Source organism: Mesorhizobium sp. B2-3-7, from assembly GCF_006442695.1.
Lineage (GTDB): Bacteria > Pseudomonadota > Alphaproteobacteria > Rhizobiales > Rhizobiaceae > Mesorhizobium.
Genome location: NZ_VFVV01000004.1, coordinates 54247 through 66403, shown reverse-complemented (window position 1 = coordinate 66403; position 12157 = coordinate 54247). Strand labels below are relative to the sequence as shown.

Annotated in this window: 13 protein-coding genes and 1 pseudogene; 12 read left to right on the top strand and 2 right to left on the bottom strand. The window is 62.3% G+C overall.

Annotation, left to right across the window (positions count from 1 at the left end; translation table 11 throughout):
* Positions 1–4 precede the first annotated feature (4 nt).
* From FJ940_RS09830 to FJ940_RS09820, 3 genes and pseudogenes are all read left to right on the top strand, one after another.
* On the top strand, positions 5–847 hold the full coding sequence (locus tag FJ940_RS09830) for an oxidoreductase (RefSeq protein ID WP_140515294.1): 843 nt from the start codon (positions 5–7) through the stop codon (positions 845–847).
* Between the two features lie 85 nt (positions 848–932).
* Positions 933–1050: pseudogene (locus tag FJ940_RS09825) on the top strand (IS5/IS1182 family transposase); the annotation flags it as partial.
* A 156-nt stretch (positions 1051–1206) separates the two neighbouring features.
* Positions 1207–1929 carry a DeoD-type purine-nucleoside phosphorylase gene (locus FJ940_RS09820; RefSeq protein ID WP_140656368.1) on the top strand — a complete coding sequence of 241 codons (723 nt, stop codon included), beginning with the start codon at positions 1207–1209 and terminating at the stop codon, positions 1927–1929.
* 70 nt (positions 1930–1999) lie between these two features.
* Here FJ940_RS09820 and FJ940_RS09815 read toward each other — a convergent pair whose 3' ends face one another.
* A complete protein-coding gene (locus FJ940_RS09815; protein ID WP_140498878.1) occupies positions 2000–2305 on the bottom strand; it encodes a ribbon-helix-helix domain-containing protein in 306 nt (101 codons plus the stop codon).
* 246 nt (positions 2306–2551) lie between these two features.
* Here FJ940_RS09815 and FJ940_RS09810 point away from each other — a divergent pair, with 246 nt between their 5' ends.
* From FJ940_RS09810 to FJ940_RS09800, 3 genes are all read left to right on the top strand, one after another.
* A complete protein-coding gene (locus tag FJ940_RS09810; protein ID WP_140498876.1) occupies positions 2552–2947 on the top strand; it encodes a VOC family protein in 396 nt (131 codons plus the stop codon).
* A gap of 72 nt (positions 2948–3019) precedes the next feature.
* A complete protein-coding gene (locus FJ940_RS09805; RefSeq protein ID WP_140656365.1) occupies positions 3020–3550 on the top strand; it encodes a gluconate 2-dehydrogenase subunit 3 family protein in 531 nt (176 codons plus the stop codon).
* Between the two features lie 48 nt (positions 3551–3598).
* A complete protein-coding gene (locus FJ940_RS09800; RefSeq protein WP_140656363.1) occupies positions 3599–5170 on the top strand; it encodes a GMC family oxidoreductase in 1572 nt (523 codons plus the stop codon).
* Between the two features lie 66 nt (positions 5171–5236).
* On the opposite strand, the gene FJ940_RS09795 is transcribed toward FJ940_RS09800, so the two are convergent.
* On the bottom strand, positions 5237–5635 hold the full coding sequence (locus tag FJ940_RS09795; protein WP_140656360.1) for a hypothetical protein: 399 nt from the start codon (positions 5633–5635) through the stop codon (positions 5237–5239).
* A 314-nt stretch (positions 5636–5949) separates the two neighbouring features.
* On the opposite strand from FJ940_RS09795, the gene urtA reads away from it, so the two are divergent.
* The 6 genes from urtA (at position 5950) to FJ940_RS09765 (ending at position 12134) form a co-directional block, all read left to right on the top strand.
* On the top strand, positions 5950–7260 hold the full coding sequence (gene urtA / locus FJ940_RS09790; protein WP_140498870.1) for an urea ABC transporter substrate-binding protein: 1311 nt from the start codon (positions 5950–5952) through the stop codon (positions 7258–7260).
* A 106-nt stretch (positions 7261–7366) separates the two neighbouring features.
* A complete protein-coding gene (urtB, locus tag FJ940_RS09785; protein WP_140656357.1) occupies positions 7367–8983 on the top strand; it encodes an urea ABC transporter permease subunit UrtB in 1617 nt (538 codons plus the stop codon).
* A complete protein-coding gene (gene urtC / locus FJ940_RS09780; RefSeq protein WP_140656355.1) occupies positions 8980–10209 on the top strand; it encodes an urea ABC transporter permease subunit UrtC in 1230 nt (409 codons plus the stop codon). The genes urtB and urtC overlap by 4 nt, the downstream gene beginning before the upstream one ends.
* A gap of 6 nt (positions 10210–10215) precedes the next feature.
* Entirely contained in the window at positions 10216–10962 is a 747-nt protein-coding gene (gene urtD, locus FJ940_RS09775) for an urea ABC transporter ATP-binding protein UrtD (RefSeq protein ID WP_140584354.1), read from the top strand.
* Positions 10963–11031: 69 nt separating this feature from the next.
* Positions 11032–11727: an urea ABC transporter ATP-binding subunit UrtE gene (gene urtE / locus FJ940_RS09770; RefSeq protein WP_140557767.1), complete on the top strand. Its 696-nt coding sequence runs from the start codon at positions 11032–11034 to the stop codon at positions 11725–11727.
* A gap of 230 nt (positions 11728–11957) precedes the next feature.
* Complete coding sequence (locus FJ940_RS09765) at positions 11958–12134, top strand: hypothetical protein (RefSeq protein WP_140498860.1); 177 nt, start codon at positions 11958–11960, stop codon at positions 12132–12134.
* The last annotated feature ends 23 nt before the right edge of the window (positions 12135–12157 follow it).

Below are 12157 nucleotides of genomic sequence, written 5' to 3'. Positions count from 1 at the left end.
AACCATGACTTCCACCCCTAAGACATTCCTCATCACCGGTGTCAGCTCCGGGCTGGGGCGCGCATTTGCAAGAGGCGCGCTTGAAGCGGGCCATCGGGTGATCGGCACCGTGCGGCGGGAAGCCGACGCCGAGATCTTCGCCGCGCTCGCGCCCGATCGCGCCCACCCGCTCTTGCTGGACGTGACCGATTTCGAGACGGTCCCGGCGGCTGTCACCGCGGCCGAACGGCAGGCGGGTCCAATCGACGTGCTGGTGAACAACGCCGGTTACGGCCATGAGGGCGTGCTGGAGGAGTCCTCCATGGACGATCTCCAGCGCCAGTTCGCCGCCAACGTCTTCGGGCCCGTCGCGATGATCAAGGCGGTGCTGCCGGGCATGCGCGAGCGGCGTCGCGGCCATATCATCAACGTCACGTCCATGGGCGGCTTCATCACCATGCCCGGGATCACCTTCTATTGCGGAAGCAAATTCGCGCTCGAAGGCATTTCCGAAGCGCTCGGCAAGGAAGTAGCAGGCTTTGGAATTCGGGTGACGGCGCTCGCTCCCGGCCAATTCCGCACGGATTGGGCCGGACGCTCGATGGATCGCACGCCGCGCAGCATTGCCGACTATGACGCGGTCATGGACCCGATCCGCGCCGCGCGACAGGCCAAGAGTGGCAACCAACCGGGCGATCCGGCCAAGGCCGCGCAGGCGTTGCTCGTGCTGGTCGATGCCGCGAACCCGCCGGTACGGCTGTTCCTGGGCGACGACGCGCTGGGGCTGGTCGACCAGAAGCTCGACGCGATGCGGAGCGAAATCAGCGCGTGGGAGGAGCTTTCGCGATCAACCAGCTTCGCATCATGAGCGCTTGGAGTGCGTCGGCTGATGAAGACGCGCCGCGCGTTTTCATCAGCCTGCAATTGGGGCGGCTCGGCCTGACCGCCGGCCGAACATCCCGCCGAAGAGCAACCAAGTGAAGCCTTGCTTCAGCGGGCGGCTCTTATCGCGAGCGCAACCTGATCGAGCGGTTCTCCTCCAAGCTGAAGCACTTCCGGCGTGTCGCCACCGCTACGACTTTGATAGAGTCGCCGACCGGTTTAACTCTTTGTTTTCGTGATATTGTCGTCCTGAAACGAAGTTTCCGTGTATTAGCGTTCCCGAATGCCTCTTGCGCAATACCGCGACAAGGCCATGATTGTGGATGAAACGGCAGGGACGAGCTGTTGACGCCACACATCGAAGCCAGCAAGGGTGACTACGCCGACATTGTGCTGTTGCCGGGCGACCCCCAGCGCGCCGAATGGATGGCCATGACATTCCTGGAGGCCCCACGCTGCATCAACCGCCGGCGCGGTGCCCTTGGCTTCACTGGCCTGTTTCGTGGTCAGCCGGTCAGCATCCAGGCGACCGGCATCGGCGTATCCTCCTTTCTGATCTATGCGCATGAGCTGCTGGACGGCTACGGTGTGCGGACTTTGATCCGTACCGGCACCTGCGGCGGGCTGACCGCTGACGTAAAACTACGCAGCCTCGTCATCTCGCAATCGGTGCGGCCCGAAAGCGCCCGAAGCGGTCAGGTTTTCGGCCTCTATGACGCAGCAGCCGGGCCGGACCCGGCGCTGTTTGCTCGCGCATTGGCGAAGGCGGCCGAACTCGGCATCGACCATCGTGCCGGGCTGACGGCATGCAGCGACGTCTTCCACCATCCGCAGGGACGCGCCCGTTTTGCCGATGCGCAGGCAGCCGGCGCGCTGGCCGTGGACATGGAGACCAGTGCGCTCTATCGCATTTCCAGGCATTTCGGGGCCCGTGCGCTATCGATCTGCACGGTGGTCGACGATATCGACAGCGGCGAACAGACCCAATATGCGGAACGCCAGGATCTTTTTACCGACATGACGCGGCTGGCGCTGGAAATCGCCGCCGCCGATCGGCCCGGTGCGTGATAGGCCCGCCGAGCCGCCCCAGTTCCTGATGCATTCCGAACACAAAGCCGGGGGGCACTTTTCTGGATCTTCAGGCGGCTTCCCATTTCGGCGGCATCTGGTCTTCCATGCCCGGCCGGTGGCTGCGCAGATAGAGCGCGCAGGTGGTGCGCAGCATGGAGGCGAAGTTGGGAATCTCGCCATTGATCTCGATGGCCTCGTCATAGAGTTTCGAGATGAATTTCGGCGTCGTCAGGTCCTGGCTTTCGGCGATTTCGTCGAGCAGTGCCCAAAACGTCGCCTCAAGCTGGATGCTGGTCGAATATCCGTCGATGCGGATCGACCGGTTGATCTGACGATAACCTTCGGGGTCCTGGGCCGCAAATACCCTGCACATCCGACAACCTCCCACGTTCGTTGATTTTTGGCGTTGATTTTGGGTGGACAGATGCTTTTGCCGCCAGAGGCGACGCGGCCTTTGTCCCCGACAGCATTCTCCGGCAAAATCGGCTGAACAGCAATCGGACTTTCGTCCTTGCGATTGTCAGGCGAGTCGATCTTCGGAGCGTGGTAACCGGCTGCCACCATCTTTTGCCGTCGCCGCGCATAATCATCTTCGAAGCATCGAGTGGCGAGGACTGATTTGGCGAAGGCAATCCACACCATGATCCGGGTTCTCGACGAGACCCGCTCCGTCGATTTCTACAGAAATGCCTTCGGCCTCGATGTCGCCGAAAGGCTGGATTTCGACACGTTCACGCTCATCTACCTCAGCAATGCCGAGACGCAATTCGAAGTCGAACTGACCGTGAACAAGGGTCGGCAGGAGCCTTATGCGCTTGGCGATGGCTACGGCCATCTCGCGGTTTCGGTCGTCGATCTCGACGGCGAGCACGATCGGCTCGGCGCGCTCGGCCTCAACCCGAAGAAGATCGTCGAATTCAACCGTGACGGTTCGCTGATCGCACGCTTCTTCTTCATCGAGGATCCGGACGGCTACAGGATCGAGGTTCTGCAACGAGGAGGCAGGTTCCAATAGAGATCGCGGCCGCGCGTGCGCGGCGCCAGCCAAGGCATCCCATGGATGCAACCAGCAAGCAGGGAGGAAAATATGGTCACGATCTATGAAAGCAGGCCCGGGCTTTCGCGGCGCGAGCTTCTGAAGCGCGGCGGCGTCGGAGCCTTGCTCGTCATTTCCGGCAGCGCGGTCATCAGCCCGGAACATGCCTGGGGCCTCGAAACGTCGGCGCTGAAGCCGGAGACGATGGCGACGCTGATCCAAATGGGGCGGGACGTCTACCCGCACGATCAGCTTCCCGACAAATATTACGCCATCGCGGTCAAGAGCCATGACGATCAGGCCGGCAAGGATGCCGCACATAGGGATCTCATCGAGAACGGCATCGCCGATCTCGACAAGAGCTCCGGCAAGGGCGGCTACCGGAACCTTGGTTGGGAGGATCAGCGTGTCGCAGTGCTGAAGCAGGTCGAAGCCACGCCTTTCTTCCAGGCGGTGCGCGGGGGCCTCGTCGTCAGCCTCTACAACCAGAAGGAGGTCTGGCCGGTCTTTGGCTATGAGGGCGAATCCTATTCCAAGGGCGGCTATATCGCGCGCGGCTTCGACGACATCGAGTGGCTCTGAGCCGGCTCCTCTCGTCACCCAGCAAAATCGAAATCATGGGAGGAAACCATGGCAGCAGCATTTGATCTGAAAAACGACAATTTGGTCGTCATCATCGGCTCGGGAGCTGGCGGCGGCACACTCGGCAATGAACTCGCCCAGAAGGGCATCGACGTCGTCATCCTGGAGGCCGGCGCACGCCACGAATTCGACGACTTCATCAATGACGAATGGGACTCCTTTGCCCAGCTCGCCTGGAAGGACAAGCGCACAACCTCCGGCGACTGGCGCGTAGCCAGGGATTTTCCGAACCTGCCGGCCTGGATCGTGAAATCGGTCGGCGGCTCGACCACGCACTGGGCCGGCGCTTCGCTGCGCTTCCAGGAGCATGAGTTCAAGACCGCCTCGACCTACGGCAAGGTGGAGGGCGCGAACCTGCTCGATTGGCCGGTGACACTGGCCGAGATGGAGCCCTACTACGCCAAGGCCGAAGCCAAGATGGGCGTCACCGGCACCAATGACTGGCCGAGGCTGCCGGGCAACAATAATTTCAAGCTGTTGAAGGCTGGCGCCGACAAGCTCGGCTACAAGGAATGCCACACCGGCAACATGGCGATCAATTCGGTCGAGCGTGACGACCGGATGTCCTGCCAGCAGACCGGCTTCTGCTTCCAGGGCTGCAAATGGGGCGCCAAATGGTCGACGCTCTACACCGAGATCCCGAAAGGCGAAGCGACAGGCCATCTCGAGGTGAGGCCGAACGCCATGGCCGTCAAGATCAACCATGACGCCTCGGGAAAGGTGACCGGCGTCGTCTATGCCGACAAGGACGGCAAGCTGCAGGAACAGAAGGCCCGCATCGTCGCCGTCGCCGGCAATTCGATTGAAAGCCCGCGCCTGCTGCTCAATTCGGCTTCGAGCAAGTTCCCTGACGGCCTCGCCAATTCATCGGGGCAGGTGGGCAAGAACTACATGCGCCACACCACCGGCTCGGTCTATGCCATCTTCGACAAACCGGTGCACATGTATCGCGGCACCACGATGGCCGGCATCATCCGCGACGAGGCGCGGCATGATCCATCGCGCGGTTTCGTCGGCGGCTACGAATTCGAGACGCTTTCGCTCGGCCTGCCGTTTATGGCGGCCTTCCTCGATCCCGGCGCTTGGGGCCGCTCCTTCACCACCGCGCTCGACCACTACGACCACATGGCAGGGCTGTGGATCGTCGGCGAGGACATGCCGCGCGAAGAAAACCGCATCACGCTGCATGCCGACGAAAAGGACGAGCACGGCATGCCGATCGCCGATGTGCATTTCGACGATCATCCCAACGATACGGCGATGCGCGATCATGCCTACAAACAGGCCATGGCGCTCTACGACGCGGTTGGAGCGACGCGGACTTTCCCGACGCCGCCCTATCCTTCCACCCATAATCTCGGCACCAACCGGATGAGCGAGAAGGCGGCCGACGGTGTCGTCAACAAGCACGGCCAGACGCACGACATCAAGAACCTGTTCGTTTCCGACGGCAGCCAGTTCACGACAGGCGCGGCCGAGAACCCTACGCTGACGATCGTCTCGCTGGCGATCCGGCAGGCCGATTACATCGCCAGCCAAATGTCAGCGAGAAGCATCTAGTTCCACCTCCCGACTGCCTGCTGGCGCGGAGCCCCGACCGGGGTTCCGCGCCATTTTTCTCGACCTTCAGCCCCTGGTGCAGGTCGAGGCGGTGAAGGCGCCGTCGGGCTGTCTCATGATGATGTCGAATGAGGGCGGGCCCTGACCATCCAGAGTCGCCTGTGTGAGGGACAACGAGTTGCCGCCGGCGGTGTAGCCGCCGAGCGGTCCCAACCAGGAGATCACCCCGTTTGCGTCCATCTGGTAATTGTAGCCCTGCTGGGCGGTCCCGAAGGTGACTGGGCCGGTATAGACATCTCCCTTGATGGTGATGTCGCCGAGGTTGAGGAACATGCCGAGCAGGTAGACCTCGCAATGATAAATGCCGTCGGGCATCTTGCCGTCGCTGAAGTCGGCTCGCGCCGTCCCGGTCGCCGCCGCCAGAAACAATAGGCCGGTAGAGATGCGTGAAATTCCGGATGCCATGACGTCGCTCGGTTGAGGGGCGAACTTGCCCCATTTGTGTGCCGTACCGCAATATTTGTCGCGTGCGGCCCGCGTCCGGAGATCAAAATCCAGGCATTTGGAGAAATTGGACGAAAATTAGGCAAAAACCGTGTGCGCTGCGCAAATTTCTCTCAACCAATTTTTAACCGGGCGCTCACGATTTCTCTAAGTACGATACATCAAGCCGCTGATAACATTGAGCATTAACTCCTCCCGCGAGACCGCCTCGGCGGTTGGCATGGGGGTTGCTTCGTAGTGTTGCGTTGCAATCAATCAGCTTGGGAGTGTCAGGCATGAGGGGTAATTTCTCGACAATAACAAAAATGTTTTCGGCGGGCGTGGTCGCTGCCGGCCTGTCGATGTCGGCGCCCGCGAAGGCGGCCGACGACACGATCAAGGTCGGCATCCTCCATTCGCTGTCCGGCACGATGGCGATTTCGGAGACGACGCTGAAGGATGCCATGCTGATGCTCATCGACGAGCAGAATGCCAAGGGCGGCCTGCTCGGCAAGAAGCTCGAAGCGGTCGTCGTCGATCCGGCGTCCAACTGGCCGCTCTTCGCCGAGAAAGCGCGCGAGCTGATCTCCAAGGACAAGGTCGCGGCGGTGTTCGGCTGCTGGACCTCGGTGTCGCGCAAATCGGTGCTGCCGGTGTTTTCGGAACTCGACAACATCCTGTTCTATCCCGTCCAGTATGAGGGCGAGGAGAGCGAGCGCAACGTGTTCTATACGGGCGCGGCGCCGAACCAGCAGGCCATTCCGGCCGTCGACTATCTGATGAGCGAGGATGGCGGCTCGGTGAAGCGATGGGTGCTGGAAGGCACCGACTATGTCTATCCCCGCACCACCAACAAGATCCTCGAGGCCTATCTGAAGGCCAAGGGCGTCGCGGCGGAAGACATCATGGTCAACTACACGCCGTTCGGTTTTTCCGACTGGCAGACCGAAGTCTCGGCAATCAAGAAGTTCGGTTCGGCCGGCAAGAAGACCGCCGTCGTCTCCACCGTCAACGGCGACGCCAACGTGCCGTTCTACAAGGAACTGGGCAACCAGGGCATCAAGGCCGAGGACATCCCGGTCATGGCCTTCTCGGTCGGCGAGGAGGAGCTTGCCGGTCTCGACACGGCGCCGCTGGTCGGCCATCTCGCCGCCTGGAACTACTTCGAGAGCGTCGACACGCCCGAGAACAAGAAGTTCATCGCCGACTGGCACAAGTTCATCAAGAACGACAAGCGCACCACCAACGACCCGATGGAGGCCCACTATATCGGCTTCAACATGTGGGTGAAGGCGGTCGAGAAGGCCGGCACCACCGATCCGGACAAGGTGATTGACGCCATGGTCGGCGTCTCGGTGCCGAACCTGACCGGCGGCTATTCGACGATGATGCCGAACCATCACATCACCAAGCCGGTGCTGATCGGTGAAATCCAGGCCGACGGCCAGTTCGAGACGGTCTCGCGCACGCCGGGGCTGGTGATGGGCGACGAGTGGTCGGATTACCTGCCCGATTCCAAGGACCTGATCTCCGATTGGCGGGCGCCCCTGTCCTGCGGCAACTTCAATGTCGCCACCGGCAAATGCGGCGGCAAGGGCACAAACTGATCCTCCCGGGCTGGACCTTCAGGTCCATGCCCATGACCGCGAGCGTCCGGACGGTTCCTTCGCCGTCCGGACGTCCAACTCAACCCTGAAGAGTCGCCTGACGCCGATGAACCTTTTCCGCGCACTTGGCCTGACACTGCTGTTCTTGCTGGCGACGCTGTCGTCATCGGGCGCCGGCGAAGCCGATCTGCGTGGCATCATCGCCAAGTTCGCCGCCGCCAAGGGTTTTTCGGAGACGGGAGCTGTCGTTCACGACCTGGCGGCGACCGGCGATCCGGCAGTGGAGCGGCCGCTTGCGGCGCTCGCCGATGGCAATCTCTACATCCACAAGATCGATTCCCTGGTCTTCGTCGGCAAGGAAGGCGGCGAACGGGTCCAGCTTTTCGACCCGCTGAGCGGTGAACCATCCGGTGAAGCGGCCAGGGACGACATCATCAAGATCAAGGTCAACAACACGCTGCGCCGCACCATCCGCGATGCGCTGGGCACGCTGACGCTTGGCGCCAAGGATCCGGCCGTGCGGCTCGCCGCCGCCGACACCATGTTCAAGACGCCCGATTCCGCAAACATCGAGCCGCTCGACGCTGCGATCGCCAATGAGACGGTCGCCAGTGTCAAGACCTTGCTGGAACAGGCTCGTGCCGCGTCGATCCTGAGCTCGGATCGGCCGGATGCCGACAAGCTCGCGGCAATCGCCCTGATCGGCGCGCGCGGCGACCGCGATGCGGTATCGCTGCTCACCTCGGCAGAGGCCAATGCCTCGGGCGCAGCGAAGGAAGCCGCGACGGCGGCAATCGCCAACATCAATTCGACGCTGGCCCTGTGGGACGCCGGACAGAACATCTGGTACGGCATTTCGCTGGGCTCGGTGCTGCTGCTGGCGGCGATCGGGCTTGCGATCACCTTCGGCGTCATGGGCGTCATCAACATGGCGCATGGCGAGATGGTCATGCTCGGCGCCTACACGACCTTCGTTGTCCAGCAGGTGATCCGTACATCCTTTCCCGGCCTGTTCGACTGGTCGCTGGTGATCGCGCTGCCGCTCGCCTTCCTGGTCGCGGGGCTTGTCGGCCTCGCCGTCGAGCGCGGCGTTATCCGCTTCCTCTACGGCCGGCCGCTGGAGACGCTGCTGGCGACATGGGGCGTTTCGCTGATCCTGCAGCAGGCAGTGCGCTCGATCTTCGGGCCAACCAACCAGGAGGTCGGCAATCCCTCCTGGATGTCGGGTTCGTTCGATGTCGGCCAGCTTGCCATCACCTGGAACCGGCTCTGGATCCTGGTCTTCGCGCTTAGCGTCTTTGCCGTGCTGCTCTATGTGATGAAGCGCACCCCCTGGGGCCTACAGATGCGCGCCGTCACCGCCAACCGCCGCATGGCCGCCTCTATGGGCATCAGGACGCCATGGGTCGACGCGCTGACCTTCGCGCTCGGCTCCGGCATTGCCGGCATTGCCGGCGTGGCGCTCAGCCAGATCGACAATGTCTCGCCCAATCTCGGCCGCGGCTACATCATCGACAGTTTCATGGTCGTCGTCTTCGGCGGCGTCGGCAATCTGTGGGGCACGCTGGTCGGCGCCTTTTCGCTGGGCATCGTCAACAAGTTCCTGGAACCCTATGCCGGCGCCGTGCTCGGCAAGATCGTCGTGCTGGTGCTGATCATCCTGTTCATCCAGAAGCGCCCGCGCGGCCTGTTCGCGCTCAAGGGCAGGGCGGTGGAAGCATGATGTCGGGACGCTTCTTCGCCGCGGGCGCGGACCGCCGCATCGCCATCACCATTTTCATCCTGCTCGGGGCCGCGATCGTCGGCCCTCTGCTCAATCTTGCTGTGTCACCGACGAGCGCCTTCTACGTCCCGCCCTATATCGTGGCGCTGACCGGCAAATATCTCTGCTACGCGCTGCTTGCCTTGGCGCTCGATCTTGTCTGGGGCTATTGCGGCATCCTTTCGCTCGGCCACGGCGCCTTCTTCGCGCTCGGCGGCTACGCGATGGGCATGTATCTGATGCGCCAGATCGGCTCGCGCGGCGTCTATGGCAACCCGATCCTGCCTGATTTCATGGTATTCCTGAACTACAAGGAGCTGCCCTGGTTCTGGACCGGCTTCGACCATTTCTGGTTCGCCGGCCTCATGGTGCTCGCGGTGCCCGGCCTGCTCGCCTTCGTCTTCGGCTGGTTCGCCTTCCGCAGCCGCGTCACAGGCGTCTATCTCTCGATCATCACACAGGCGATGACCTATGCGCTGCTGCTCGCCTTCTTCCGCAACGACATGGGCTTCGGCGGCAACAACGGCCTGACCGATTTCAAGGACATTCTGGGCTTCAACGTCCAGGCCGACGTGACCCGCTCGGCGCTGTTCGCGGCCAGCGCGGTGATGCTTGCGCTCGGCGTCTTCGTCACCTGGGCGATCGTCGGCTCCAAATACGGCAAGCTGCTGATGGCGGTGCGCGATGCCGAAAGCCGCACCCGCTTCCTCGGCTGGCGGGCTGAGAATGTGAAGTTGTTCGCCTTCACGGTTTCAGCTGTCATGGCCGGCGTCGCGGGCGCGCTTTACGTGCCGCAGGTCGGCATCATCAATCCGGGCGAATTCGAACCCTCCAATTCGATCGAGGTGGTGATCTGGGCCGCGGTCGGCGGGCGCGGCACCATCATCGGGCCGATCATCGGTGCGCTGCTGGTCAACGCCGGAAAATCCTGGTTCACCGGCGTGCTGCCTGAACTGTGGCTGTTCGCACTCGGCGGCGTGTTCGTCGCCGTGACGCTGCTCTTGCCGAAAGGCATCATCGGCATGTGGGATAGCTGGCGCGGCAACGCCAAGGCGCTGCGCGCGGCATCGTTGGCCGAGGAGGCCGGCGCCGATGGTGAAATCGCGCCATCCAAAGTCGTGCAGGCGGCGGCCAGAACACCCGGCGAATGGTCCTCGTCCAGCCTCGAACCACAGCCGGCGGAGTAACGAGCGATGTCGAAGTCGAACACCATTCTCTATCTCGACGGCGTCTCGGTTTCCTTCGACGGCTTTCGCGCCATCAACAATCTGTCGCTGGTGCTCGACAAGGGCGAGATGCGCGCCATCATCGGCCCCAACGGCGCCGGCAAGACCACGATGATGGACATCGTCACCGGCAAGACACGGCCCGACGAGGGCGAGGTGTTCTTCGACGGCCAGGTCGATCTCACCCGCCATGACGAGGCCGAGATCGCCATGATGGGCATTGGCCGCAAATTCCAGAAGCCGACGGTTTTCGAAAGCCACACCATCGAGGAAAATTTGATGCTGGCGCTGAAGGGGCCGCGCTCGATCTTCCCGGCGCTGTTCCATCGACGCTCGCCCGCCGAGACGCGGCGGATCGATGACATCCTCGGGACCATCCGGCTCGGCGACAAACGCGACGAGCTCGCCGCCTATCTCAGCCATGGGCAGAAGCAGTGGCTGGAGATCGGCATGCTCCTGGCGCAGGACCCGAAGCTGCTGCTGGTCGACGAGCCGGTCGCCGGCATGACCGACGCCGAAACCGAGGAAACCGCGCGCCTGCTCAAGGAGATCGCCCGCGACCATTCAGTGATCGTCGTCGAGCATGACATGCATTTCGTGCGCGAGCTCGGCGTCAAGGTCACCTGCCTGCATGAGGGCTCGGTGCTTTCAGAAGGCACGCTCGATTTCGTATCTGCCGATGAACGCGTCGTCGAAGTCTATCTGGGGAGATGAGCATGGTTTGGCGGGTGCAATTCCATCGCTTCGATCTTGCCTTCCTTCGGTTCTGGAGAAGGCGCTGACATGCTCGAAGTTTCCGATGCCACGCTCCACTACGGCGCCGCCCAGGCGCTGCGCGGCGTGTCGCTCAAGGCGGGCGCCGGCAAGATCACTTGCGTGCTCGGCCGCAATGGCGTCGGCAAGACCAGTTTGATGAGATCGATCGTCGGCCACCACAGGCTGACGAGCGGAAGCGTTGCCTTCGAGGGGAAGGCGCTCGACCGGAGCGCGGCGTATGACCGCGCCCGGTCGGGCATCGCATTCGTGCCGCAGGGCAGGGAGATCTTTCCGCTGCTCAGCGTGCGGGAAAACCTCGAATCGGGATTCTCGCCCCTGAAACGGGCCGACCGCAACGTGCCGGCGCATGTCTTCGAATTGTTTCCGGTGCTCAAGCAGATGCTTGGCCGCCGCGGCGGCGATCTCTCCGGCGGCCAGCAGCAGCAGCTCGCCATCGGCAGGGCGCTGGTGATGCGGCCCAAGCTTCTGGTGCTCGATGAGCCGACGGAAGGTATCCAGCCGTCCGTTATCAAGGACATCGGCCGCGCCATCCGCTATTTGCGCGACCAGGCCGGCATTGCGGTTCTTCTCGTGGAGCAATATCTCGACTTCTGCCGCGAACTCGCCGACGAGGTCAACATCATGGACCGCGGCCAGATCGTCCATACTGGTCCTGCCGAAGATCTCGACCGGGCGGATGTCAGGAAGTTCCTGACGGTGTAAATCCATCTCCTGATGAAAGATTGCTCAATCTTTCTTCAACACCCGCTGGCACGCTCAATACTACATGCTAGTCTTCTGATGGCTTTGTGAGTCGGCCGCTTCCGTATCAGTCTGGTTTGTCGCAGATCGAGGTGGGCGACGGGCAAGTTCCGCGCAAGCATGCGTTCCTAGCATCCTCCCTGCGATCTCTGTCGTTCAACGCGTTTGGGCATACAGGCCAAGGGGCAGCCATGGAACGTTACGTCGAGGACTACCAGAAGCGGCGGCTCACAGAGCGCGTCGACATCATCACAGCCATCAACATTCTGAAGTCCCAGGGCTATGACCACGACGAGCTGATCGAGGAGATCACCAAGGTCTTCTATGTCGACCTCGATGCCTTCAATGAAATTGTCATGGCGGCGTAAAAGCCGCATTCGGCCATTCAACA

Coding starts and splice junctions, on each gene's coding strand:
- FJ940_RS09830 (WP_140515294.1), top strand. CDS start 5: ATGACTTCCACCCCTAAGACATTCCTCATCACCGGTGTCAGCTCCGGG.
- urtD (WP_140584354.1), top strand. CDS start 10,216: ATGTCGAAGTCGAACACCATTCTCTATCTCGACGGCGTCTCGGTTTCC.
- FJ940_RS09815 (WP_140498878.1), bottom strand. CDS start 2,305: ATGTGCAGGGTATTTGCGGCCCAGGACCCCGAAGGTTATCGTCAGATC.
- FJ940_RS09805 (WP_140656365.1), top strand. CDS start 3,020: ATGGTCACGATCTATGAAAGCAGGCCCGGGCTTTCGCGGCGCGAGCTT.
- FJ940_RS09765 (WP_140498860.1), top strand. CDS start 11,958: ATGGAACGTTACGTCGAGGACTACCAGAAGCGGCGGCTCACAGAGCGC.
- urtA (WP_140498870.1), top strand. CDS start 5,950: ATGAGGGGTAATTTCTCGACAATAACAAAAATGTTTTCGGCGGGCGTG.
- urtE (WP_140557767.1), top strand. CDS start 11,032: ATGCTCGAAGTTTCCGATGCCACGCTCCACTACGGCGCCGCCCAGGCG.
- FJ940_RS09795 (WP_140656360.1), bottom strand. CDS start 5,635: ATGGCATCCGGAATTTCACGCATCTCTACCGGCCTATTGTTTCTGGCG.
- FJ940_RS09800 (WP_140656363.1), top strand. CDS start 3,599: ATGGCAGCAGCATTTGATCTGAAAAACGACAATTTGGTCGTCATCATC.
- urtB (WP_140656357.1), top strand. CDS start 7,367: ATGAACCTTTTCCGCGCACTTGGCCTGACACTGCTGTTCTTGCTGGCG.
- urtC (WP_140656355.1), top strand. CDS start 8,980: ATGATGTCGGGACGCTTCTTCGCCGCGGGCGCGGACCGCCGCATCGCC.